This is a genomic window from Pseudomonas chlororaphis subsp. chlororaphis (assembly GCF_003945765.1).
GTDB lineage: Bacteria > Pseudomonadota > Gammaproteobacteria > Pseudomonadales > Pseudomonadaceae > Aquipseudomonas > Aquipseudomonas chlororaphis.
Genome location: NZ_CP027712.1, coordinates 5,202,229 through 5,224,226 on the forward strand (window position 1 = coordinate 5,202,229; position 21,998 = coordinate 5,224,226).

Genomic DNA, 21,998 nt, shown 5'->3' on the forward strand with positions numbered 1-21,998 from the left:
CCGGTCGCCGTGCGCACGCCCGAGTGGACAGGCCAGCTGTGGCTCGGGCGTGACTACGGACTGATCCAGGGCGAGCTGGGGCGTACCGCGCCCCACGCCCACTACGCCCATCAACTGATCCTCGCCCCCGCCGCACCGGTCACCGTCAGCCTCGACGACCAACCCTGCCCCGCAAAGCATGTGTTCATCCCGGCCATGCAACGGCATGCGATCCTCGACGCGCCCGGGACCCTGTTCACCCTCTACGCCGAACCGCTGACGATTGACGCCCAGGCCCTGCAAGACAGCCTGCTGGGTGTCGAACTGACGCTGCCGGCGCTGGCCGAGGCGCTGCGGCGTTGCCCGCGCCGAATCTTGCAGGACCGGCGGATCGAAAAGGCCCTGACCGCTCTCGACCGACAATTGGCCGGCAAGGTCTCGGCCAGCGCCCTGGCGGCCCATGCGCACCTGTCCCTGAGCCAGCTCGAGCGGCTGTTCAGCGGCCAGCTCGGGTTGCCGGTGCGGCGCCTGGTGCTGTGGCGGCGCCTGCGCCTGGCGATGGGCCTGGTGCTGGCGGGCCAGGCCATCACCGAGGCGGCTCATGGCGCCGGGTTTGCCGATTCCGCGCACTTCTCCCGCACCCTGAAAACCCTGTTCGGCGTCACCGCGCGCCAAGCCCTGCAACACATCGAGCTGCGCCTGCTGGACTGACTCAACGGCGCAACGGCAAGGGCACCGGCGGTTCCTCATACACGGCTTGCCTGCTGAAGGGTGCGAGCAACTGTCGCCAATACGCCTGCGGATAATCCGGCTGGCTGCCGATGCCCAGGTCGCCCTGGCGGATCGGGTAGGCCGAGGAATAAAACGCCGTGCCCAGCAGCCAGTCCCAGACATTCAGGAACAGGCCGAAATTCACATTGCCGGCGGTGCCGTACTTCATGTGGTGAAAGCGGTGCATCGGCGCCCAGGCAAACACCCAGCCCAGGGGACCGGGGCGCATGTCGACATTGGAGTGCTGCAACAGCAGCTGGATGGCAATGGCAAACGCCAGCAGTTGCGCCACCGGCAAGGGGACTCCCAAAAACAGCAGCGGCAACAGCCCGGCGCTGGCTTCAACGGCTTGATGCAGCGGATGCTTCATCAAGCCGTTGAAGCCATACAAACGCTGCACGCTGTGATGCACCGCGTGCAGACGCCACAGCCAGGGCAACCGATGGCTGAAGTAATGCGCCAGGGTCAGGCCGCAGTCGGCGACGACCATCGCCAGCGCCAACTGCGCCCACAGCGACCAGCCGCGCGGCCACAGGCCATCGAACGCCAGCAGGCTCACCAGCCCCGGCAACAGCAGCAACCCCAGGGCATTCAGGCTTTCATTGACCAGTGCGTGCAACACGTCACGCAAGCGATCCTGTTGCGGGCGGTTCCAGTCCACCTCATAGGGCAACCACCACTCCGCCAGAAAGGACACCCCCAGCGCCCCGGCGAACACCAGCAGCAACCAGCCCGGGGCCAGCCCCGGTGTGCCCATCACCCACACGCCAGCGCCGATGAAGCCGGCGAAAAACGCGGGACCGTACAAGCCTTTGATCATTGCTTTCATCACTGCCTCTCCTGTTCGAGAGCACAGCTTGAAAGACCCGAGGGCCACGGCGATTGAACAAACGGCGCAAAGCTTGCGCTGAATTAAGGGTGAATTAAGTTGTACCGGCTAACCTGAACCCACTTAAACGAATCACCCCAAGGAAAGACCCTATGAAAACGTTGACTGCCCTGTTCGCCGCTACCGCCCTGACCCTGACCGCCGGCCTGGCCCAGGCCGACGTGCGCCCGGACCTGATCTCGGGCCTGCTCAAGGCCGGCACCATCATGGACCTGGAAAAACTCAACCAGGCAGCACTGGCCGAACACCCTGGCACCACCGCCGCCAACATCACCGACACCGAGCTTGAGCAAACAGCGGCCGGCGCCTACGTCTACCAGGTGGAACTGCGTGACGCCAAGGGCGTCGAGTGGGACGTCGACCTGGATGCCAAGACCGGCAAGGTCCTGAGCAACAAGCAAGACAAGTAATTCTTCAGGACAAAAAAAGCCGCGCGGCCGAAAGGCCACGCGGCTTTTTCATGCGCTGGCGCATCAGGCACTCAGGCGTGCCGTCACCTCGTTCAACTGCCCCGACAGCTCGTGCAGGTTCTGGCTGGCGCGCTCGGTGCGCTGCACGTTATCCAGGTTGGTGCTGGCGATCGTGGTGATCTCGGTCAGGTTGCGCGAGATGTCCTCGGCCACCGAGGTCTGCTCTTCCGCCGCCGTGGCGATCTGCCGGTTCATGTCGCGGATCGCCTCGACCGCCTCGGTGATCCGCTCCAGCATGGCGCCGGCCTGGGTCACCTGCTCGACGCTGGCATCGCTGCGCGCCTGGCCACTCTCGATCGCATGGGCAGCGTCCAGCGCGCCGGTCTGCACGCTCTGGATAATCTGGTTGATCTCGATGATCGACGCCGCGGTGCGCTGCGCCAGGCTGCGTACCTCGTCGGCGACCACGGCGAAGCCACGCCCGGCCTCGCCGGCCCGGGCCGCCTCGATGGCCGCGTTGAGCGCCAGCAGGTTGGTCTGCTCGGCGATGCCACGGATCACCTCCAGCACCTTGCCGATACGCCCGCTGTCGGCCTCCAGGCGGCGGATCACCTCGGCGGTGTTGGCGATTTCGCCACGCATCAGGGTGATGGTGTGGATGGTGCCCTGCATCACCTGCTCGCCCTGCTGGGCCGACTGATCGGCGTCATCGGCGGCGCGCGCCGCATCCGCCGCATGGCGCGCCACTTCCTGGGCGGTGGCGGACATTTCATTCATCGCCGTGGCGACCTGGTCGGTGCGATTGAACTGATCGTTGGTGCCCTGGGACATCAGGGTGGCAATCGCATTCAGTTCGCCGCTGGAGCTGTCCAGGTCGGTGGCGCTGCGCTGCAGGCGGCTGAAGGTGTCAGCGAGGAAATCCCGCAAGGTATTGGCGGCCACCGCCAGCTTGCCCAACTCGTCCTGGCGGCTGCTGGCCACGCGTTCGGCAATCCGCCCACGGCTGAGTTGCGCCACGTAGTCGATCAACTGACGGATCGGTTCCACCAGGCTGCGGTTGACCAGCCACAGGCTCAGCAGGCCGATCAGCAAGCCCGAGGCCAGCATCACCAGCAGGCCGATCCACACCGTGCGCTGGGCGGCGGCGCTGATGTCGCGCGACCGCTCGCTGCCCTGCTTGCGCAGCTCGCTCACCAGTGCGCTCATCTGCTCGCTGGCGGCGCGGTCCACGCCCTTGACCGCGGCATCGCCGGCGGCCGGGTCGGCACCGGCGGCGACAAAGGCATCGCGGCCTTTCTGGTACGCCGTGCCCAGCACCCGATGTTCTTCACGCAAGCGCTCGATACGGCCCTTGAGCGCCGCATCGATGCCGGGCTCGGCCGCCAGCTGGCCAAGAATGCCCTGCACATCGCGCTGGCGATCCTCGAACTGCTGCCAGTATTTGCTCAGGTCGGCGCTCTGCTTGCCACGCAGCAACACGTTTTTCCATTCCTGCACCTGGACCTTGAATTGCAGGTTGGCTTCATCGATCAACTGCGAGGTGCGCAACGGCCCCTCGATCAGCTCGCGATAACCTTGCACGCCGTTGGACAGGAAGTGAAAACACGCCAGCGCGATCAACAGCACCGCCAGCAGGCTGCCGCTCAACAAAGCCAGAACTTGCGCTCTCAGGGATTTTTGCAAGGACATCGAATGAGATCTCTCAACAGGGATAGAGCACGCCCGAGGCGGGCATGGGTAGCGTGCGAACATCCCTGTCAGGCAAACCGGGGCAAGCCGATCGTGCAGTCGTCGTAGGCGTGATCGGCCTGAAACAGGCTTTCTTGAGCGCCTCCGACAGCCGGTTATAACCGCCGAATGTCGCACTTCGAATCGTCACAAAATAGTCATGAAGCCTTGCGATGATCGGGCTCAAGTGAACCTGTAAAACCGCCTACAGGTGCCTTCCCTCCTGCGAGCCTCCATGAACCACAGCATCGACCATGCCCATCGCGATTCGGATCTGTTCGGCCTGCTCTACGGCTTTGCGTTCCGCCCCGGCGAGCGGGGTCGCGAACTGGATTCGGCCAAGGCCCTGCAAGCCCTGCAACAGCCGGACGATGGCGAGGCGTTTCTCTGGCTGCACCTGAACCTGGCCCATGCCGCCTGCGAACGCTGGATGCAAACGCACCTGGCCCTGCCCGAGGAATTCTTCGAGGCCTTGCACGAAGGCTCGCGCTCGACCCGTATCGAGCATGTGGATTCGGCCCTGCTGGCGGTGGTCAACGACGTGGTGTTCAACTTCGGCAGCATGGTTTCCTCGGACATCTCCACCCTGTGGGTCTGTGTGCGCAGCCGGCTGATCGTCAGCGCACGCCTGCAACCCTTGCACTCGGTGGACAAGCTGCGCTCCTCGGTCAAGGCCGGCGAACGTTTTCGCTCGCCCCTGGAACTGCTGGTGCACCTGCTGCGCGACCAGGGCGAAGTACTGACCCAGATCGTGCGCAAGACCAGCCTCAACGTCGACCAGATCGAAGACCAGTTGCTGGCCGCGCGGATCTCCACCAACCGTGCCGAGCTGGGGGCCATGCGCCGGGTGCTGGTGCGCCTGCAACGCCTGCTGGCGCTGGAGCCGGGCTCGCTGCTGCGGCTGCTCAACCGTCCGCCGCAGTGGCTGCAGAAGGAGGACGTCAAGGAGCTGCGCAAGTCCACCGAGGAGTTCGCCCTGATCATCAACGACCTCACCGCCCTCGGCGAACGGATCAAGCTGCTGCAGGAAGAAATCGCCGCCAATATCAACGAACAGACCAACCGCACCCTGTTCACCCTGACCGTGGTCACGGTGCTGGCGCTGCCGATCAACATCATCGCCGGCTTCTTCGGCATGAACGTCGGCGGCATCCCCTTCTCCGAGGACCCGGAGGGCTTCTGGATCCTCGTCGCGCTGGTCGCCACCTTCACCGTCATCGCCGGCCGCTGGGCGTTTCGCAAGCGCCAGGATATGTAGGCCGCCGCCCGCTCGCTCCTACATAAAATGGCGCGGCTTCTTGATCAGTGGTTAAAGGATTCACCCAAACACTGACCTGAGGCAGCCTCTCTGTAATATTTGGCAACGATCATGGGCGACACTCCTCCCTGCCACAGGATTGTCCGGCAATGGCCACCCCTTCCCTGACCGCCACCTCCCCTTCCCCCGCCCTCGAAGCCAGACCGCAGCTGGACAAAAAAGCCAGCCCCTTCACCCTGGTGGTGTTCTTCGCGGTCCTCGCCATGGGCCTGTTGTTCACCGCCTACAGCCTGATGCACGACGTGCACGAGCTGGGCACCACGGTCACCACCTGGACCCCGTTCCTGCTGCTCGGCGTGGCGCTGCTGATCGCCCTGGGCTTCGAGTTCGTCAATGGCTTCCACGACACCGCCAACGCCGTGGCCACGGTGATCTATACCCACTCGCTGCCGCCGCATTTCGCGGTGGTCTGGTCGGGTTTCTTCAATTTCCTCGGCGTGCTGCTGTCCAGCGGCGCGGTGGCCTTCGGCATCATCGCCCTGCTGCCGGTGGAGCTGATCCTGCAGGTCGGTTCGTCGGCCGGCTTCGCCATGATCTTCGCCCTGCTGATCGCCGCCATCCTATGGAACCTCGGCACCTGGTGGCTGGGCCTGCCAGCCTCGTCGTCCCACACCCTGATCGGCTCGATCATCGGCGTCGGCGTGGCCAACGCCCTGATGCACGGCCGCGACGGCACCAGCGGTGTGGACTGGAGCCAGGCCACCAAGGTCGGCTACGCCCTGCTGTTCTCGCCGCTGATCGGCTTCGCCTTCGCCGCCCTGCTGCTCCTGGCCCTGCGCCTGTTCGTGAAGAACCGCGCGCTGTACAAGGCGCCCAAGGGCAATACCCCGCCGCCGTGGTGGATTCGCGGCATGCTGATCGTCACCTGCACCGGCGTGTCCTTCGCCCATGGTTCCAACGACGGCCAGAAAGGCATGGGCCTGATCATGCTGATCCTGGTCGGCACCCTGCCCATGGCCTACGCGCTGAACCGCACCATGCCGGCCGACCAGGCCCTGCAATTCGCCGCGGTGGCCGAGGTCACCCAGCAAGCCCTGGTGAAAAACGCCCCGCAACCGGCCCCGGCCGACCCGCGCGCGGTGCTTTCCGACTACGTGCGCAGCAAGGAAGCCACGCCGCAGCTGGTCCCGGCCCTGGCCGCCCTGACCGGTCATATCGGTGACGAAGTGAAGGGCTACGGCTCGTTGGCCAAGGTGCCGGCCGAAGCCATGGGCAACGTGCGCAACGACATGTACCTGAGCAGCGAAACCATCCGCCTGATGGACAAGTACCAGGTCGGCGATTTCGATGCCGACACCCAGGGCAAGCTGCAACTGTTCAAGCAGCAGATCGACAACGCCACGCGCTTCATTCCGCTGTGGGTGAAGATCGCCGTGGCCATCGCCCTCGGCCTGGGCACCATGGTCGGCTGGAAACGCATCGTGGTCACCGTCGGCGAGAAGATCGGCAAGACCCACCTGACCTACGCCCAGGGTGCCTCGGCGGAAACCGTGGCGATGCTGACCATCGGCGCCGCCGATCTGTTCGGCCTGCCGGTGTCCACCACCCACGTGCTGTCCTCGGGCGTGGCCGGGACCATGGTCGCCAACGGCGGCGGCCTGCAGATGCAGACCATCCGCAACCTGCTGATGGCCTGGGTACTGACCCTGCCGGCGGCGATCCTGCTGTCCGGCAGCCTGTACTGGCTGTTCACCCAATTGTTCTGAACACCGCCTTTTCTGTAGGAGCGGCCGGTCGACGCTCGATTGCCCGCGATAGCATCAGTGGTCACACCACCGGTTCAGAGACCTGACCCTGTGGTGCTTGCCATGGCCTCTTCGCGGGCAAGCCTCGCTCCTACAGATCGGATCTCAACTGATGGCAGGCAATCTGCCGCGGCTGCGGCTGGACAGCCCCACTTGCAAGACAAACGCCAGCCCCCCGGTCAGCGGTGCGGAAAAACTCGCCAGCCCACCGCCGGCCCACATCAGCAACAGCCCCAGGGCGGTCCCGCCGAACCAGGCGCTCAGCCCCGCACCGTTGAACGCTGCGACACGCTCGATGGCCGCCACCTCGGTGCGCCCGAACAGGATCTGCGCCAGCGCCACGCCAACCCAGGCGACGACGAAGATACCCTGGTAGGCCAGCGCCTTGAGCAGATAGGCGAACACGTCCGCCAGCATCAGGACGTAGACGATCCCCCCTACCGCCAGCGCCCACATCAGGTATGAACCGCGCACGCCGAAGCGGCCGAAGAACGCCTGCATGTTCAGGGTCGCCAGGTAGTAATTGGCAGTGTTGATCCGGGTTTGCGTGGCCCAGACGAACAGCAGCCCCCACAGCCCCATGAGTTGCAGGATCGCCATCACCACCGAGACTTCGTTGAGCGCGCCTTCGTGGGGAATGCTGCTGACCAGGTAGATGCCCGCCGCGCCGTTGAGCAGGAAAGTCACCGCGTAGAACGGCATGCCGAAGTTCCAGCGCCCGTGGTAGCCGGCGTCTTCAGGCTTGCCGAAGCGCGCGTAGTCGAAGGTGAACAGCATCAGGATCCACACCCCCATGTACGCCACGAAACAGTCCCACCAGGCAAAGGCGCCGGGGCTGGCCGGGCCGAAATCCAGCCACTGCGGTTGGTAGCCATAACGCGCGATTGACAGCCCCACCGCCACCAGCAGCCCGCCCAGGTACACCGGCAGCAGCACGCCGTTGAGCTTGTCCAGCCAGTGCTGCACGCTGCCCAGAATCAGCGGCACGCTGTACAGCACCACCAGCAGGGCCGCCAGCGGATACACCAACTGCGGGTACAGATAATTGAGCGCCACCGCGATCACCGAGCCTTCGAACACTGCGTAGTAGATCGCCGTGGAGAAGAAAATCAGCGTCGCCAGGCAGGCCCCGCTGCTGCCGAACAGCAGCCGGGAAAACAGCGCCACCGACAACCCGCTGCGCATGGCAAAACGGCTGAGCACGCTGTTGACCAGGCCATAGCAAAGCACCGACAGCAGCATGCCGATCAGCGCATTGCGGGAGCCGTGGGCCAACGCCAGGGACGCACCGACCACGATGTAGAACATGGCGCTGCACACGGCCCACCAGGCCATGGTCAGCGACAGCTTGCCCATGCGCGCATCCGCGGCGACAGGGAGATTGGCCGGGTCCTGCCCGGTTTGATTCGCTTGCGATAAAGCAGCCATATGCGTGAACTCCAGGACCAGTCAAAGGTTGAAGCGCGGGCAGCCGCCACCGCACCGAAGCGCAGTGGCGACCAACCTTTTGGCATTTACCCGCGCCAGGCGGCGGGCAGAATCAGGAAGGGAACAGCTTGCTCAGACAGGCGAGCTTTTTCTTGTAGGAGCGCCGGGCCTCCAGCGCTTCGTCCAGGGTCACCGCGACGAAACGGGCCTTCTGGTTGGGTTGCATCTGGCCGATCAGGTCGAGGTCGGCGCTGATCACCGTGCCGATCATGGCGTAGCCGCCACCGGACACCGCATCGCGGTGCAGCACTATGGGTTCGAGCCCGGCGGGGACCTGGATCGAACCTATGGGGTAACAGCTGTCGACGATATTCGACGGATCGGAACCGGCGCCGAACGGCTGCTCTCGTGGCTGGAAGCCCAGGGCGCTGCCGCCCTTGAAGCGATAGCCGATGCGGTCGGCTTCCGAACCCACGGTCCAGGGCTCGGCAAAGAAGCTGGCCTTGGCCGCGTCGGTCAGGCGCTCGTAGTACAGACCAGGCACCACCCGCAGGCTGATCTCGCCGCCCAGCGCCTGGCGCAGGGCCATGGGCAGGCTGGCGCCCGGCCGGCTCTTGGCGCTGTCGACACCCACCGGCAACTCGTCCCCCGCCACCAGCCGCCGCCCCTGGAAACCACCGAGGCCGCCCAGGGCATAGGTCGAGCGACTGCCCAGCACCAGCGGCACATCGATGCCACCGGCGACCGCCAGGTAGGCCCGGGCGCCGGCCTTGGGAAAATCGAAGCGCAACACTTGCCCGGCCTTGACCGCAAAGGCAGTGTCCAGGTGCATGTCCACGCCATCGACCTTGGGTGTCATGTGGGCGCCACAGACCGCCACCAGCGCATCGCGGGTGAATGCCAGTTCCGGGCCGAGCAATGTGCACTCCAGCCCCGCCGCGCCAGCCGGGTTGCCCACCAACTGGTTGGCCGCGCTCAGGGCGTACTGGTCCAGGGCTCCGGATGGTGGAATGCCCAGGTGGTAATAACCTTCGCGGCCCAGGTCCTGCACCGAGGTGGCCAGGCCGGGTTTGATGACCTTGATCATGCCAGCACCTCCTGCAACGACTTGGGATAACCGACCGGGTCGGCGAGGAACGCATCCAGGGAGAACTCCACCGGACGGATGCACAGGTCGAACCGCCCGGCCTCGACCTCGGCCACCGCCCGGTCATAGGCCTCGCGGTCCATGGGCTTGAACTGCACGATGTCGCCCGGGCGGAAGAACACCATGTGTTCCTTGAGGTACGCCAGGTTCTGCTGCGGGTCGTAGATCGGCGCCGGGGTGACGCCAAACATCTGGTAGCCGCCGGCGCCGCGCACCGAGTAGATGCAGCCGAAACAGCCACCGTGGCCGAGGGTCAGCTTTGGCGTGTCGGTGCGCGGCCGCAGGTACTTGGGCACCTGCAACTGGCGCTCGCGCTCGACCATCTGGAACATGAACGGCAGGCCGGCGACGAAACCCACCATCGACACGAACCAGGGCGCGCCACTGTGGGCGGCGATAAACGCCTCGACGTCCGCCAAGCCATTGATCCGCGCCGCGTACTCCAGGTCGGTGGCGCTCGGGTCCTGGTGCCGGTCGCGAAAACGCATCAGGGTTTCATGGGTCCAGGGGTCGTTGTACAGCACCGGGATCTCGATGATCCGGGTGTGCAGGGTGCGCTCGGCCACCGCCTCGGCCTCGGCCCCTTGCACGGCTTCGAGCAGCGCACGGGGGGCAATGCGGTCGGGGTCGAAACGGATCTGGAACGAGGCATTGGCCAGGCACACATCGAGTACGCCATCGAGTTCCAGGCGCTCCACGGCGCGGGTCACCGCCATGCCCTTGAAGAAGGCTTCCAGGGACATGCTGTCGCTGACCTCGGCGAACAGGTGCTCGTCGGCGCCGAAGCTGTAGCGGATCGAGGTGTTCATGCGGCACCTCCCATACGGCGCGCGGCCAGCCAGGTTTCCAGGGTGCCGGTATGGAAGTCGGCGTGGTGCAGCCAGGGCTCGGCGAGCAATTCCCGGTGCAGGTCCAGGGTGCTGGCCATGCCGCTCAATGTGCAGTGTTCCAGGGCGATCCGCGCCCGGGCCAAGGCCTCGCCACGGTCGCGACCATGGACAATCAGCTTGGCCAGCAGCGAGTCATAGTACGGCGGCACACGGTATCCCGGGTACAGATGGCTGTCGACCCGTACACCCGCCTCCTGCGGCCAGATCAACTCTTGCACCACACCGGGGCTGGGGAAGAAGTCCCGGGCCGGGTCTTCGGCGTTGATGCGCATCTGCAAGGCCGCGCCATTGAGTCGGATATCGCTTTGCCGCAACCCCAGCGGTTCGCCGCCGGCAATGCGCAACTGGGCCTGGACCAGGTCGATGCCGGTCACCAGCTCGCTGACCGGATGCTCGACCTGGATCCGCGTGTTCATCTCGATGAAAAAGAACTCGCCGCTGGTCTCGTCATACAGGTATTCCAGGGTACCCGCGCCCCTGTAGCCGAGGGCTTCGCTGAGGCGCACGGCGCTGGCGCACAGGGTTTCCCGCTGCAGGTTGTTGAGGACCGGCGATGGCGCTTCCTCGAAGATTTTCTGCCGCCGCCGTTGCAGCGAACACTCACGCTCGAACAGGTGCACCGCGTGCTTGCCATCGCCCAGCACCTGCACTTCGATATGCCGGGCCTTGCCGATAAAACGCTCCAGATACAGCGCGCCATTACCGAAGGCGGTCTGCGCCTCGCGCTGGGCACGGGGGAATTCTTCCGCCAGTTGGCTGGCGTTTTCCGCCAGGCGAATACCCCGTCCGCCGCCACCGGCCGAGGCCTTGATCAGCAGCGGAAAACCCACGGCCTCGGCGGCTTGCAGGGCCATGTCGAGTTCGAACAGTTCCCCGGGCGAACCCGGCACCACCGGCACCCCGGCGGCCTGGGCAGTGCGCCGGGCTTCAGCCTTGTCGCCCATGCGGCGAATGGTGTCCGGGCTGGGCCCGACGAAGATCGCCCCCGTCGCTTCCACAGCTGCGGCGAACTCGGCGTTCTCCGAGAGAAACCCGTAGCCGGGGTGCACCGCATTGGCGCCGCTGGCCTGCAAGGCGCCCAGCAACGCCTGCACGTTCAGGTAGCTCTGGTCGGCGCGGGCGGGGCCCAGCACCTGCACCTCATCGGCCAGGCGCGCGGCCATGGAGTCGACGTCCGCTTCGCTGCACGCGGCCACGGTGGGGATACCCAGGGCCTTGGCCGCGCGAATGATGCGCACGGCGATTTCGCCACGGTTGGCCACCAGCAGTTTGCTGATGGCTTGAGTACTGATGGTTCGAGTCATGGGCCTGCCCTCACTGGTCATCGAGCGTGGCAACGACCTGACCCGGTTCCACCGGATCGCCGTCCTCTACCGCGAAGGCCTTGAGGCGACCGGCCGTCCCGGCGGTCAGTTCGGAAAACTGCTTCATGACTTCGATCAGGCCGATCACGGTGGCGGCGTCGACGCGCTCGCCAACCTCGACGAAGGGCGCCGACTCGGGCGTGGCCTTGCGATAGAAGGTGCCCGGCAAGGGGGTGATAACGGAATGTTCGGCCATGTCTGTTCCTCTTGGAATAGTTGTAGAAAGGCAGGCAAAAAATCTTCGGCGAACCCCGGCGTCTTCGCGCCTGGTGTTGTGGCTGGGGGGTTGCGGATCGGCTCAGCGCGGCGCACGCACCTCGATTCCGGCCTGGTCCAGGGCGGCGCGGGTGGCCTCCACCAGACACAGGGCGCCAGGGGTGTCGCTGTGCAGGCAGATGGAGTCGAACTCGATCTCCAGGTCCTCACCCTCCACGGTGCGCACCAGGCCTTGCTGGCAAGCGCGCACCACACGGGCGGCGACCGTGGTCGGATCGAGGGCGCGAACATTGCGGGTGAAGACGATGGAGCCGCTGAGGTCGTACTCGCGGTCGGCGTAGAACTCGCGGATCACTGGCTGGCCCAGCTCCCTGGCCACCCGCCAGATCACCGAACCGGGCATGCAATACAACAGCAGCCCGGGCTCCAGGACTTGCAGGTGTTCAACCAACAAGCGGGCGGCTTCTTCATTCCGCGCCAGGTGCATGTAGAGCGCGCCATGGGGCTTGATGTGTTGCAGCGCCGCGCCCTGGACCCGCGCCAGTTCGCGCAGGGCGCCGAGCTGATAGAGCATGTCGTCCACCAGTTCCTGGGCCGGGGCATTGATGTGCCGGCGGCCGAACCCCACCAGGTCGCGGAACCCCGGATGGGCACCGATGGCCACGCCCAGGTGCTTGGCCTGCTCGACGGTACGCCGCATGGTACCGGGGTCGCCGGCATGAAAGCCGGTGGCGATGTTGGCTGAGCTGATGAAGCCCATCAGCTCGTTATCGACGCCATCGCCGATGGTCCAGGGGCCAAAGCTCTCGCCCATGTCCGAATTGAAATCCACTGCCTGCATCACTGTTGCTCCAACTTCTCGTGACTTCGTGCAGTGGAAATTACGGCCGCCCTTGACCCCTTGGGAAGATCTATTATCAGATACGGCATCTTCTGAAAAACAGATATCTATTCCCCTGTAGAAGCCTTGAGGAGTTCGTGATGTCCCTCACCTTGCGCCAGGTCCGCTACTTCGTCGCCACCGCCGAGATCGGACAGATTTCCCAGGCGGCGATCCACCTGAACATCTCCCAGTCGGCGGTGACCACGGCGATCAAGGAACTGGAAGCCATGCTCGGCGTGCAGCTGTTCTTGCGTTCGGCCCAGGGCATGAACCTGACCGACGCCGGACGGCACTTTCTCAACCGCGCCTATGTGATCCTGCGCAGCGTCGATGACGCGCTGAACAGCCCGCTGCCGGACTACCGCGCCAGCGGCGTGCTACACCTGGCGGCCAGCTACACGGTGATCGGCTACTTCCTGCCGCACCACCTGCAACGCCTGGAACACTGGCATCCGGACGTGACCATCGAGGTCCACGAACAGGAACGCCAGGCCATCGAACAGGGCCTGCTGGAAGGTCGCTTCGACATGGCCGTGGTGCTGACCGCCAACCTCACCCACCCGGACATCGTCTCCGAAACCCTGTTCAACTCCGAACGCCGCCTGTGGCTACCCAGCCATCACCCGCTGTGCGAGCGCGCCACCGTCAGCCTCGCCGACGTGGCGCAGGAACCCTACATCCTGCTGACCGTCGACGAAGCCGAACAGAGCGCCATGCGCTATTGGGAAAACGCCCGGCAGAAACCCCGGGTGCGGGTGCGCACCAGTTCGGTGGAGGCGGTGCGCAGCATGGTGGCCAACGGTAGCGGCGTGGCGATCCTTTCGGACCTGGTGCACCGCCCCTGGTCGCTGGAAGGTAAACGCATCGAAACCCTGACCGTGAGCGACCCGGTGACGCCCATGAGCGTCGGCCTGGCCTGGCATCGCGAACGGGTGTTCACCCCGGCGATGCAGGCGTTTCGCGACTACTTCCACGACGCGTTCCTCGCGCCGCAGCAGCTGTCGGCACGGCGTTAAGTCTCGCCAGAACGCCAGGAGCGAGCTGGCTCGCGATGAGGTACGCGGTGCATCCGATCGACCGCGTTACGTGCATCGCGAACCCGCTCGCTCCTACAGGGTGTCAGGAACAGCGCGTGGCGGGGTTTTGCACCCAGCGTTTGGCGGTGTCGGCAATGCGCTTGGCCAGCTCGTCGATGGCCCGCTGATGGGCCTGGACCAGGCTCGACAGCTCGATGCTGGCCGGCTGGCTGATGCGGCTGCTGCAGGTCAGGCTGCGGCGCTCGACGCCATCACCGCGCAGGCGCAGGTTCCACACCACGTCGATCAACGCATAACGTCCCGGCACCGATTCGAAGCGGCGCACATCGGTCTGCAACGACAGGATCGGCTGCCCCGCGGACTTGGGCAGGCCTTCCAGGTTGCGCGTACCCAATTGCTGCTCCATCTGGCTGGCCAGGGCATCGTGGAACTCGTCCACCAGCGGCGCGCTCCAGCGCGCGGTTTCCAGGATCGCCAGGGTGCCGCCGTCCTGGCGTACCACGACTTGCGGCTGGTCGACCTGCATCGGAATGCGCACCCCGGCCATCTCGAACTGCAGGCCCGACGCTGCGCCGCCAGCAGCCGCCGGCTCGGGCGCCGGCGGCATCAGGGTGTAGTAATGGGTCGGCGCCGAGCTGCAGGCCGCCAGGCCCAGGGACGCGATCAGCAACGCTAGAGTTTTTTTCATGGCTGGACTTCCGATTCAGGCTCACGAGAAGACGAGGTCGAGGATTTGTAGGCGTCCGGCTGATTGTCCTTGAGCCGCCCACGGATCAGTGCTTCGGGATGACGACTGAGGAAGTCGGTGAGCACCCGCACCGAACGGGCGGTGCGCTGCACTTCGTCCATCGCCTGGCCCAGTTGCAGACGCTGCGGCGAGTCCTCGGCGAAGCTGTCGTTGGCCGTGGTCAGGGTTTTCTTGGTCTGCTCCAGGGTGTCGCGCATCTCCGGCAATACCTTGCCGTTGACGTTCTGCAAGGTCTTCTGCATCTCGGTCAGGCTGCCATTGAGGTTGTTGGCGATAGCATCGATCGGCAACTTGCTGATCTTCTCCACCACTCGCTGCAACTGCTCCTGCAACTTGTCGAGGCCGCCCGGCACGGTGGGAATTTCCAGCGGCCGCGCGGTCGCATCGAAAGCCACCGGCTTGGCGTTGGGGATGAAGTCCATGGAGATATACAGCTGGCCGGTCAGCAGGTTGCCGCTGCGCGCCTGGGCCCGCAGGCCGTGCTGGACGAAGGCACCGATCAGGTAGCCCGCGCGACTTTCGTCGGCGCCGCTGAGCTTCTCCAGTTGCTGATGGACCTTGCCCAGGCGTGCCGGGTAGATCACCACGCCGACCACGGTGGAGAAGGTCTTTTTCTGCTCGTCGTAATCCAGGTCCATCGACACCACCCGGCCGATGTTCACCCCCAGGAACTCCACCGGCGCATTGAGCGCCAGCCCGCGCAGGGTCTGGTCGAAACGCATGCGCATGTAGTACGGGTCGCCATCGGGCGGCGCCAGCGCGGTGTCCTGGTCGGCGAACAGTTGGTAGCTGGCGTTTTCCTCGGCCGGCTTGGCGTTGGGGCTGTACTTGGGTTCGACGAAGGCGATGCCGCCGGCGAGGATCGACGACATGGATTCGGTGTTGACCTTCAGGCCGTTGGCGCCCAGGGTCACGTCCACGCCGCTGGCGTTCCAGAAACGCGAGTCGGTGGTGACGAACTGGTCGTTGGGCGCGTTGACGAAGATCCGCACGTCCACGCCCTTGCCGTTTTCCGACAGTTTGTAGGAAATCACCTGGCCCACCTCGATGCGCCGGTAATAGACCGGCGAACCGACGTCCAGCGAGCCCAGGTCATCGGTGCGCAGGGTGAAGCGCTTGCCCTTTTGCCCGTAAGTCACCGGGGGCGGCGTTTCCAGGCCGACGAAGCTCTTCTTGCGTTTTTCTTCCTGGCCGGCGTCGGCGCCGATAAAGGCCCCCGACAGCAGGGTGTCGACCCCGGACACACCGCCCGCGCCAATGCGCGGGCGCACCACCCAGAACATCGAGTCGGCGGCGGTGAAGGACTCCGCCGACTGGTCCAGCTCGACCTTGGCGATCACCTTGCTGCGGTTCTTGCTCAAGGCGATGGAGGTGACCTTGCCGATCACCACGTTCTTGTATTTGACCTGGGTCTTGTTGGCTTCCAGGCCTTCGGCGGTCTGGAAGCTGATGGAGATCTCGGGCCCGGCCGACAGCGACTTGTGCACCAGCATCGACAGGCCGACCAGGGCCGCGACTATGGGCACGATCCACACCAGCGAGATATTGAACCGGCGCGTCCTGACCGCGGGGGTACCCGGCCTCGCTGGCGCGCTTGAAGCGTTGGAACCTGGATGATCAGACATCTTCAACCTCTACATCCCAGATAAGCCGGGGATCGAAACTCATGGCCGCGAACATCGTCAGGACCACGACCAAACCAAAAAACAGGATGCCCATGCGCGGCTCGATCGAGCTCAGGGCGTGGAATTGCACCAGCGCCGCCACCAGGGCGACCACCAGCACGTCGAGCATCGACCAGTAGCCGATCACCTCGATAAAGCGGTACAGCTTGGCGCGCTCGCGCATCGCCCAATGGCTGCGGCGCTGGCAGGTGATCAGCAGCATCCCCAGGACCAGGAACTTGCTGCACGGCACCACCACGCTGGCGATGAAGATCAACAGGGCAATGTCCCAGGAGCCGTGCTGCCAGAACTCCAGCACGCCGCTGAGAATGGTGTTTTCGCTGCCGCTGCCGAAGATCTGGGTATACATCACCGGCAGCACGTTGGCCGGAATGTAGAGAATCAGGCTGGCCACGAGAAAGGCCCAGGTACGGCTCAGGCTGTTGGGTTTGCGCGCATGCACCACAGCCTCGCAGCGCGGGCAGTAGTGAACGTCCTGGGGGCAGGTCTGGCCGCAGGTGTGGCACAGCATCAGGCCCAGGTCGCGGGCGTAGGGAGGCTGGTTCATCAGTAGCGGCCCTCCAAGTCGTCCCAGAGGCGGCGGATGCCCTTGCCGGAAATCAGGATGATCAGCACCGTCAGCATCGCCAGCGACCACAGCCCCAGGCCCGGGTGCACGTCGAGCATGCCGGCCAGCTTGACAATGGCCACCAGGATGCCCAGCAGGCACACCTCCAGCATGCTCCACGGCCGCAGGTGTTCCAGGGCCCGCATGCAGGCCTTGAAGCCCGGCGCCGCGCGCCCGATGTTGGCAAAGCCCAGCACCCAGCACAGCAGGGCAATCTGCAGGCCGGGGGCAAGGATGATGGCCAGGCCGGTGACGGCGGCGATCAGGCTGATGCGGCCCTGGGCCAGGGCTTCGACCGACTGCCAGAGGGTGGCTTCGTTGCTCAGGCCTTCGAGGCTGATGCCGATCACCGGAAAGGCGTTGGCGAACACGAACAGCAGCGCCGCGGTGATCGACAGGGCAAGCAGCTGCTGCACGTTCAGGTGCCGGGCGCGCTCCAGCACCGCCCCGCAGCGCGAGCACTGGGAGGTCTGGCCTTTTGCAAGCGGCACGGACTCGTACAACGAATCGCAATGCTCGCAGATGATCCAGTTGGGAGAGAGTGTCATGGTCTTCGAGTCAGGTGGGACAGCGGAGGGCGCTGATCCATGGCGCGTATTCTCTGCAAAAGTAGAGGGTGGTGTCTAGTTTTACCTGAGGACTGCAAACGCCCTGGTGCGCCATAATGTATGCCCCTTGCTGCCTCTCAGACCATGAACGATTCAAAAATGCTCCCGGCCAAAAACCCGCGCTCGCCGAAACAGACTCGTGGCCATGAACGGGTCACGGCGATTCTCGATGCCTGCGCCCACCTGCTGGTCAGCCAGGGAGTGGCCAGCCTGACCATGCATGGCCTCGCGCGCGAAGCCGGCACCTCCATCGGTTCGCTGTACCACTTCTTCAGCGACAAGCAGAGCGTGCTCGACGCCCTGGGCCAGCGCCATATCGACGCCTTCGAACAGATCACCGCCAACCTCCTGGCCATCGACCCGGCCACCTGGGTCGAGTCGAGCAGCCAGGAGGTGATCGACCGGATGATCATGCCGATCATGGAATACCTCGAGACCCATCCCGACCTGCTGCAGATGATCAGCCCCACCTTCACGCCCTGCCAGCTCCAGGCCCCGACCATCCAGGCGCGAATCCAGGAAACCTACGACCGCATGCTCGCCCTGCGCCTGCCCACCGCCAGCGCCGCGGAGCGCGACGCCTACGTGACGGCCATGCGCGGATTGCCCATCGGCCTGTTCCAGGTTGCTCTGGAGAATAGTCAGCTCAAGAGCATTCTGCTGTTGCAGGAAGTCCCCCGGGCGATGAAGGCCTACCTCGAAGCCATCGAGCGGCACCACGCCGCCGCTGACCCCTGCGGTGTTCAACTGGCGCGATCGAGCGGGCGACGCAGCATCAAGCGTTCCCGCACCAGGTCGTAACCCCAGTGATAGACATAGGTGTACGGCAGGAAGAACAGCAGCACGCCGATGTCGAGAATCAACGCTTGCATCAGGCTGACCTGCAGCCACCAGGCGATCAGCGGCACGCTTACCGCCACCAGGCCACCTTCGAACAGCAGCGCATGGGCGACCCGGGTCCAGCCGCTGGGCGCCAGGGCCAGGCGCTTGAGCAGACGGTCGAACAGGCCATTGAAGACCACGTTCCAGGCCAGGGCGATCAGGCCGATGGCGATAGTCGCCACGCCCATGTCGACAAAGGGCTTGTCCATGATCCAGGCCAGCAGCGGCGTACACAGCGCGAACGCCAGCAGCTCGAAGCCCACGGCCTGGAAAACCCGTTCGGTCAAGGATTTAGTGTTGCTCATGGTCCGGCTCCCGCCAGTGAATGTGGTTGCCATGATCACCTTACCTGTCGATACTTCATAATCATTAACCATCGAGCAAGACGATACTTTATGGCCTCACACGAAGTACTGCTGGCCTTTGTCCAGGCGGCCACCCAAGGCTCGTTTTCCGCGGCCGCGCGCAAGCTCGGCAAGAGCCAGTCGACCATCAGCGCGGCGGTGGCAAGCCTGGAGATCGACCTCGACCTGCAGCTGTTCGACCGCAGCAGCCGCAAGCCCGCCCTCACCCCGCAAGGCCACGTCATGCTGCAACGGGCCGAAGACATCCTGGCCGCCACCAGCCGCCTGGAAATGGCCGCCAGCCAGCTGGCCCAGGGCGTGGAAGCCAAGCTCACGGTGGCCCTGTCCGACACCTATCAGTCGGATCGTTTCGAGACCTCGCTGAGCGCCTTCGAACAACGCTACCCGGACCTGGAGCTGGAATGCCTGATCGCCGAATGCGACGACCTGATCGAGCTGGTCCAGCGCGGTCGGGCGCAGATCGCCTTTGCCGAGATGCAGCCCGAATACCCGGCGGACCTCGACCATTCGACGGTGGACGAGCGCACCGAAATCGCCCTGTTCGTGTCGCGCAACCACCCCTTGGCGGCGCTGAAAAATATCGATCAGGCACGCCTGCAACAGCACCGCGAGCTGCGCCTGGCAACCATCGTCAACCCCTACGACAGCCGGGCCCGGGGCCGGGTGTGGTCGGCGCCGAGCTACCTGATGCTGCTGGAAATGGCCCAGGGCGGCTTTGGCTGGGCGCCCCTGCCGCGCTGGCTGGTGGAACGTTTCGGCGCCGACAGCCTGGTGGAACTCGATGCCCGTGGCTGGCCGCGCAACGTGGCGGTCGATGCCCTGTGGTCGCGCCTGCATCCGCCAGGCCCGGCGGGCAGCTGGTTGCTGGGGCGGATGCTGGAATAAGCGCTTTTTTGCAGAGGCTCGCCCCGCTGGCGGCCGCTCCGCGCCCGATCGCAGCCTGCGGCAGCGGCTACAGGGTTCGGCTGATCTGGAGCAAAGCACATCCTTGCGACGTTTCCGAGCTCGCTCCCGGCCCCTGCTCGCGCCACCCTCCCTGTAGCCGCTGCCGTAGGCTGCGATAAGGCCGCAGGCCTTCAACGATCGTCAATAGACCACGACCGCTCGGCCGACCACAGTCTTCGGATCGGCAGGAGTTCAGAGGGTTTTCAGGGCCTCGAGCTTGTTCTCGATAAAACGCCGCTCCGGTTCCTGGCGGGTCAGTTCCAGGGCGCGCAGATAGGCTTCCCGCGCCGGCTCGATCCGGCCCAATTGCCGACAGAACTCGGCCCGCGCCGAATGGGCCAGATGGTAATCCTGCAATTCGCCCCGGGCGAGGATCGCCTCGACCCGCTCCAGGCCGGCCAGCGGCCCGTCCCGCTGGGCGATGGCGACCGCACGGTTCAGTTCGATCACCGGCGAGGGCATGGCGCGCAACAGCACGTCATACAGGCCGACGATCTGCTGCCAGTCGGTTTCCCCGGCCGTCGCCGCCTCGGCATGCACCGCGGCGATCGCCGCCTGCAGGCAGTACGGGCCGAAACGGCGGGTGCCCAGGGCGTGCTCCACCAGGGCGCAACCTTCGGTGATCAGTTCGCGGTCCCACAGCGAGCGGTCCTGCTCGTCCAGCAGCACCAGCTCCCCGGTGGCCGAGGTTCGCGCCAGGCGCCGCGACTCATGCAGCAGCATCAAGGCCAGCAGGCCCATCACTTCGGGTTCCGGCAGCAGTTCCAGCAACAGACGGCCGAGGCGGATCGCCTCATGGGTCAGGTCTTCGCGAGTCAGCTCGGTGCCCATCGACGCCGAATAGCCTTCGTTGAATACCAGGTAAATCACCCGCAACACGCTGTCCAGGCGCTCGGGCAGTTCACTCAGGGACGGTACCTGATAAGGGATGTGCGCATCGCGGATCTTGGCCTTGGCGCGCACGATGCGCTGGGCGATGGTGGCCGGCGTCGAGAGAAAGGCCCGGGCGATTTCCTCGGTGGTCAGGTCGCAGATCTCCCGCAACGTCAGCGGCACCTGGGCGTCCGCCGCCAGCGCCGGGTGGCAGCAGGTGAAGATCAGGCGCAGGCGGTCGTCTTCCAGGTCCTCCTCGCTCCAGTCAGCCTGCTCCAGCTCTTCGAGCTGGCTGACCAGCGCCGCCTGGGACGCGGCGAAACGCGCCCGCCGACGCAAACCGTCGATGGCCTTGAAACGCCCGGCCGACACCAGCCAGGCCCGCGGGTTGTCCGGTACGCCGTCGCGCTGCCAGCGCTCGACCGCGACGAAGAACGCCTCGTGCAAGGCCTCTTCGGCAAGGTCGAAATCCCCCAGCAGGCGAATCAGGGTCGCCAGGATCCGCCGCGACTCGTTGCGATAGACCGTCTCCACCAGCGCCTTGACGCTGTCTTGCGTTGCCGTCGGCATCAGTCCGGCATGCCTCGGGTCACCAGGCTTTCCAGGCGATCCAGGCTCTGCCCCCAGCCCTCGTGAAAGCCCATGGCTTCGTGGGCCTGGCGATCCTCTTCGCTCCAGTGCATGGCGCGGGCGGTGTAGAGGGTCTTGCCGTCCAGGTCGTCGAAGGTCACCTCGGCGCTCATGAAGGCCTTGCCCGAAGGAATCCAGCCCGGCAGGAAGGCATCGGTGAACACCAGCCGCCGCGGCGCGACGATCTCCAGGAACACGCCCATGGTCGGGTATTCGTTGCCGTCCGGGGCGCGCATCAGGGTGCGAAACTGGCCGCCGACCCACAGGTCCATTTCGCACTCCGGGGTGGTCATGCCGTGGGGGCCCCACCATTGCACCAACAACTGCGGTTCGGTCCAGGCACGGAACAGCTTGCCGGGCGGCGCATCGATCAGGCGGCTGATGGACAACTCATATTGGGCGGGCGCACGGCCCACGCTGTGCTCGGTCATGGCGAAACTCCTGCTTATGCTTGTTTTTTCAGGGCTCGTTTTTCCAGGGTGGCGATCAGAGATTCAACTCGCGCACCGGGCGTACCTCGACGCTGCCGACCCGGGCCGCCGGAATGTTGCCGGCGACCTGGATGGCTTCGTTGAGGTCCTTGGCATCGATCAGGTAGAACCCGGCCAACTGTTCCTTGGTTTCGGCGAACGGGCCGTCGGTGATCGACAGCCGGCCGCCGCGCATACGCACCGTGGTCGCGGTCTGCACCGACTCCAGGGCCTCGGCGGCGAGCATCCGGCCGCTGCCTTGCACCGACTCGGCGTACGCCATGCACTCGGCGTCCTTCGGGCTCTCCGGCAGGCTGTGCAACAGCTGTTCGTCGCTGTAGACCAGGCATAGGTATTTCATGGGGCTCTCCTCGATCGGG

General features: G+C 65.3%; 23 protein-coding genes. 7 read left to right on the forward strand and 16 right to left on the reverse strand.

Annotated features, from left to right (window positions below):
- The first annotated feature begins 9 nt into the window (after positions 1 to 9).
- Positions 10 to 690 (forward strand): helix-turn-helix domain-containing protein, encoded by a 681-nt coding sequence (locus C4K27_RS23410; RefSeq protein WP_053262312.1) that lies wholly within the window; start codon positions 10 to 12, stop codon positions 688 to 690.
- Position 691: 1 nt separating this feature from the next.
- Here C4K27_RS23410 and C4K27_RS23415 read toward each other — a convergent pair whose 3' ends face one another.
- Positions 692 to 1,579 carry a sterol desaturase family protein gene (locus C4K27_RS23415; protein WP_053262313.1) on the reverse strand — a complete coding sequence of 296 codons (888 nt, stop codon included), beginning with the start codon at positions 1,577 to 1,579 and terminating at the stop codon, positions 692 to 694.
- A gap of 152 nt (positions 1,580 to 1,731) precedes the next feature.
- Here C4K27_RS23415 and C4K27_RS23420 point away from each other — a divergent pair, with 152 nt between their 5' ends.
- The gene (locus C4K27_RS23420) at positions 1,732 to 2,049 is read left to right on the forward strand and encodes a PepSY domain-containing protein (protein ID WP_053262314.1); all 318 of its coding nucleotides are present in this window, start codon (positions 1,732 to 1,734) and stop codon (positions 2,047 to 2,049) included.
- A 63-nt stretch (positions 2,050 to 2,112) separates the two neighbouring features.
- Here C4K27_RS23420 and C4K27_RS23425 read toward each other — a convergent pair whose 3' ends face one another.
- Positions 2,113 to 3,738 carry a methyl-accepting chemotaxis protein gene (locus tag C4K27_RS23425; protein WP_053262315.1) on the reverse strand — a complete coding sequence of 542 codons (1,626 nt, stop codon included), beginning with the start codon at positions 3,736 to 3,738 and terminating at the stop codon, positions 2,113 to 2,115.
- 274 nt (positions 3,739 to 4,012) lie between these two features.
- On the opposite strand from C4K27_RS23425, the gene C4K27_RS23430 reads away from it, so the two are divergent.
- Both C4K27_RS23430 and C4K27_RS23435 read left to right on the forward strand, forming a co-directional pair.
- Positions 4,013 to 5,035, forward strand: a complete 1,023-nt coding sequence (locus tag C4K27_RS23430; RefSeq protein ID WP_009045186.1) for a transporter — start codon at positions 4,013 to 4,015, stop codon at positions 5,033 to 5,035.
- A gap of 149 nt (positions 5,036 to 5,184) precedes the next feature.
- The gene (locus C4K27_RS23435; RefSeq protein ID WP_053262316.1) at positions 5,185 to 6,801 is read left to right on the forward strand and encodes an inorganic phosphate transporter; all 1,617 of its coding nucleotides are present in this window, start codon (positions 5,185 to 5,187) and stop codon (positions 6,799 to 6,801) included.
- A gap of 144 nt (positions 6,802 to 6,945) precedes the next feature.
- Here C4K27_RS23435 and C4K27_RS23440 read toward each other — a convergent pair whose 3' ends face one another.
- From C4K27_RS23440 to C4K27_RS23465, 6 genes are all read right to left on the reverse strand, one after another.
- Positions 6,946 to 8,268, reverse strand: coding sequence for a purine-cytosine permease family protein (locus C4K27_RS23440; RefSeq protein WP_053262317.1), 1,323 nt, complete (start codon positions 8,266 to 8,268; stop codon positions 6,946 to 6,948).
- Positions 8,269 to 8,380: 112 nt separating this feature from the next.
- Positions 8,381 to 9,355: a 5-oxoprolinase subunit C family protein gene (locus C4K27_RS23445; protein ID WP_053262318.1), complete on the reverse strand. Its 975-nt coding sequence runs from the start codon at positions 9,353 to 9,355 to the stop codon at positions 8,381 to 8,383.
- On the reverse strand, positions 9,352 to 10,224 hold the full coding sequence (locus tag C4K27_RS23450; RefSeq protein WP_053262319.1) for a 5-oxoprolinase subunit B family protein: 873 nt from the start codon (positions 10,222 to 10,224) through the stop codon (positions 9,352 to 9,354). Before C4K27_RS23450 ends, C4K27_RS23445 begins: the two co-directional genes overlap by 4 nt.
- Complete coding sequence (locus tag C4K27_RS23455) at positions 10,221 to 11,609, reverse strand: acetyl-CoA carboxylase biotin carboxylase subunit (RefSeq protein WP_053262320.1); 1,389 nt, start codon at positions 11,607 to 11,609, stop codon at positions 10,221 to 10,223. Before C4K27_RS23455 ends, C4K27_RS23450 begins: the two co-directional genes overlap by 4 nt.
- A 10-nt stretch (positions 11,610 to 11,619) precedes the next feature.
- Entirely contained in the window at positions 11,620 to 11,865 is a 246-nt protein-coding gene (locus C4K27_RS23460; RefSeq protein WP_053262321.1) for an acetyl-CoA carboxylase, read from the reverse strand.
- Positions 11,866 to 11,967: 102 nt separating this feature from the next.
- Positions 11,968 to 12,726, reverse strand: coding sequence for a 5-oxoprolinase subunit PxpA (locus C4K27_RS23465; RefSeq protein ID WP_053262322.1), 759 nt, complete (start codon positions 12,724 to 12,726; stop codon positions 11,968 to 11,970).
- Positions 12,727 to 12,866: 140 nt separating this feature from the next.
- Between C4K27_RS23465 and C4K27_RS23470 the strand changes: the two genes are divergently transcribed.
- On the forward strand, positions 12,867 to 13,784 hold the full coding sequence (locus C4K27_RS23470) for a LysR family transcriptional regulator (protein ID WP_053262323.1): 918 nt from the start codon (positions 12,867 to 12,869) through the stop codon (positions 13,782 to 13,784).
- A gap of 103 nt (positions 13,785 to 13,887) precedes the next feature.
- Here C4K27_RS23470 and C4K27_RS23475 read toward each other — a convergent pair whose 3' ends face one another.
- From C4K27_RS23475 to C4K27_RS23490, 4 genes are read right to left on the reverse strand one after another with little or no spacing between them, the layout of a single operon-like run.
- Positions 13,888 to 14,493, reverse strand: a complete 606-nt coding sequence (locus C4K27_RS23475) for a PqiC family protein (protein ID WP_053262324.1) — start codon at positions 14,491 to 14,493, stop codon at positions 13,888 to 13,890.
- Positions 14,490 to 16,178 (reverse strand): PqiB family protein, encoded by a 1,689-nt coding sequence (locus C4K27_RS23480; protein WP_053262325.1) that lies wholly within the window; start codon positions 16,176 to 16,178, stop codon positions 14,490 to 14,492. The genes C4K27_RS23475 and C4K27_RS23480 overlap by 4 nt, the downstream gene beginning before the upstream one ends.
- Complete coding sequence (locus C4K27_RS23485) at positions 16,171 to 16,785, reverse strand: paraquat-inducible protein A (protein WP_053262326.1); 615 nt, start codon at positions 16,783 to 16,785, stop codon at positions 16,171 to 16,173. Before C4K27_RS23485 ends, C4K27_RS23480 begins: the two co-directional genes overlap by 8 nt.
- A complete protein-coding gene (locus C4K27_RS23490) occupies positions 16,785 to 17,393 on the reverse strand; it encodes a paraquat-inducible protein A (protein WP_007925154.1) in 609 nt (202 codons plus the stop codon). Before C4K27_RS23490 ends, C4K27_RS23485 begins: the two co-directional genes overlap by 1 nt.
- Before the next feature lie 144 nt (positions 17,394 to 17,537).
- Here C4K27_RS23490 and C4K27_RS23495 point away from each other — a divergent pair, with 144 nt between their 5' ends.
- The gene (locus tag C4K27_RS23495; RefSeq protein WP_307668567.1) at positions 17,538 to 18,254 is read left to right on the forward strand and encodes a TetR/AcrR family transcriptional regulator; all 717 of its coding nucleotides are present in this window, start codon (positions 17,538 to 17,540) and stop codon (positions 18,252 to 18,254) included.
- Here C4K27_RS23495 and C4K27_RS23500 read toward each other — a convergent pair.
- On the reverse strand, positions 18,197 to 18,640 hold the full coding sequence (locus C4K27_RS23500) for a multidrug/biocide efflux PACE transporter (protein WP_007925152.1): 444 nt from the start codon (positions 18,638 to 18,640) through the stop codon (positions 18,197 to 18,199). The genes C4K27_RS23495 and C4K27_RS23500 overlap by 58 nt on opposite strands.
- Positions 18,641 to 18,730: 90 nt before the next feature.
- Here C4K27_RS23500 and C4K27_RS23505 point away from each other — a divergent pair, with 90 nt between their 5' ends.
- Positions 18,731 to 19,585 (forward strand): LysR family transcriptional regulator, encoded by an 855-nt coding sequence (locus C4K27_RS23505; RefSeq protein WP_053262327.1) that lies wholly within the window; start codon positions 18,731 to 18,733, stop codon positions 19,583 to 19,585.
- Between the two features lie 252 nt (positions 19,586 to 19,837).
- Here C4K27_RS23505 and C4K27_RS23510 read toward each other — a convergent pair whose 3' ends face one another.
- The 3 genes from C4K27_RS23510 to C4K27_RS23520 are packed head-to-tail and all read right to left on the reverse strand — an operon-like array spanning position 19,838 to position 21,979.
- Positions 19,838 to 21,088, reverse strand: a complete 1,251-nt coding sequence (locus C4K27_RS23510; RefSeq protein ID WP_053262328.1) for an RNA polymerase sigma factor — start codon at positions 21,086 to 21,088, stop codon at positions 19,838 to 19,840.
- Positions 21,088 to 21,579, reverse strand: coding sequence for an SRPBCC family protein (locus C4K27_RS23515; protein ID WP_053262329.1), 492 nt, complete (start codon positions 21,577 to 21,579; stop codon positions 21,088 to 21,090). The genes C4K27_RS23510 and C4K27_RS23515 overlap by 1 nt, the downstream gene beginning before the upstream one ends.
- Positions 21,580 to 21,634: 55 nt before the next feature.
- Positions 21,635 to 21,979, reverse strand: a complete 345-nt coding sequence (locus C4K27_RS23520; RefSeq protein WP_053262330.1) for a YciI family protein — start codon at positions 21,977 to 21,979, stop codon at positions 21,635 to 21,637.
- Positions 21,980 to 21,998: the final 19 nt, after the last annotated feature.

Coding starts and splice junctions, on each gene's coding strand:
- C4K27_RS23415 (WP_053262313.1), bottom strand. CDS start 1,579: ATGAAAGCAATGATCAAAGGCTTGTACGGTCCCGCGTTTTTCGCCGGC.
- C4K27_RS23420 (WP_053262314.1), top strand. CDS start 1,732: ATGAAAACGTTGACTGCCCTGTTCGCCGCTACCGCCCTGACCCTGACC.
- C4K27_RS23425 (WP_053262315.1), bottom strand. CDS start 3,738: ATGTCCTTGCAAAAATCCCTGAGAGCGCAAGTTCTGGCTTTGTTGAGC.
- C4K27_RS23430 (WP_009045186.1), top strand. CDS start 4,013: ATGAACCACAGCATCGACCATGCCCATCGCGATTCGGATCTGTTCGGC.
- C4K27_RS23435 (WP_053262316.1), top strand. CDS start 5,185: ATGGCCACCCCTTCCCTGACCGCCACCTCCCCTTCCCCCGCCCTCGAA.
- C4K27_RS23440 (WP_053262317.1), bottom strand. CDS start 8,268: ATGGCTGCTTTATCGCAAGCGAATCAAACCGGGCAGGACCCGGCCAAT.
- C4K27_RS23445 (WP_053262318.1), bottom strand. CDS start 9,355: ATGATCAAGGTCATCAAACCCGGCCTGGCCACCTCGGTGCAGGACCTG.
- C4K27_RS23450 (WP_053262319.1), bottom strand. CDS start 10,224: ATGAACACCTCGATCCGCTACAGCTTCGGCGCCGACGAGCACCTGTTC.
- C4K27_RS23455 (WP_053262320.1), bottom strand. CDS start 11,609: ATGACTCGAACCATCAGTACTCAAGCCATCAGCAAACTGCTGGTGGCC.
- C4K27_RS23460 (WP_053262321.1), bottom strand. CDS start 11,865: ATGGCCGAACATTCCGTTATCACCCCCTTGCCGGGCACCTTCTATCGC.
- C4K27_RS23465 (WP_053262322.1), bottom strand. CDS start 12,726: ATGCAGGCAGTGGATTTCAATTCGGACATGGGCGAGAGCTTTGGCCCC.
- C4K27_RS23470 (WP_053262323.1), top strand. CDS start 12,867: ATGTCCCTCACCTTGCGCCAGGTCCGCTACTTCGTCGCCACCGCCGAG.
- C4K27_RS23475 (WP_053262324.1), bottom strand. CDS start 14,493: ATGAAAAAAACTCTAGCGTTGCTGATCGCGTCCCTGGGCCTGGCGGCC.
- C4K27_RS23480 (WP_053262325.1), bottom strand. CDS start 16,178: ATGTCTGATCATCCAGGTTCCAACGCTTCAAGCGCGCCAGCGAGGCCG.
- C4K27_RS23485 (WP_053262326.1), bottom strand. CDS start 16,785: ATGAACCAGCCTCCCTACGCCCGCGACCTGGGCCTGATGCTGTGCCAC.
- C4K27_RS23490 (WP_007925154.1), bottom strand. CDS start 17,393: ATGACACTCTCTCCCAACTGGATCATCTGCGAGCATTGCGATTCGTTG.
- C4K27_RS23495 (WP_307668567.1), top strand. CDS start 17,538: ATGAACGATTCAAAAATGCTCCCGGCCAAAAACCCGCGCTCGCCGAAA.
- C4K27_RS23500 (WP_007925152.1), bottom strand. CDS start 18,640: ATGAGCAACACTAAATCCTTGACCGAACGGGTTTTCCAGGCCGTGGGC.
- C4K27_RS23505 (WP_053262327.1), top strand. CDS start 18,731: ATGGCCTCACACGAAGTACTGCTGGCCTTTGTCCAGGCGGCCACCCAA.
- C4K27_RS23510 (WP_053262328.1), bottom strand. CDS start 21,088: ATGCCGACGGCAACGCAAGACAGCGTCAAGGCGCTGGTGGAGACGGTC.
- C4K27_RS23515 (WP_053262329.1), bottom strand. CDS start 21,579: ATGACCGAGCACAGCGTGGGCCGTGCGCCCGCCCAATATGAGTTGTCC.
- C4K27_RS23520 (WP_053262330.1), bottom strand. CDS start 21,979: ATGAAATACCTATGCCTGGTCTACAGCGACGAACAGCTGTTGCACAGC.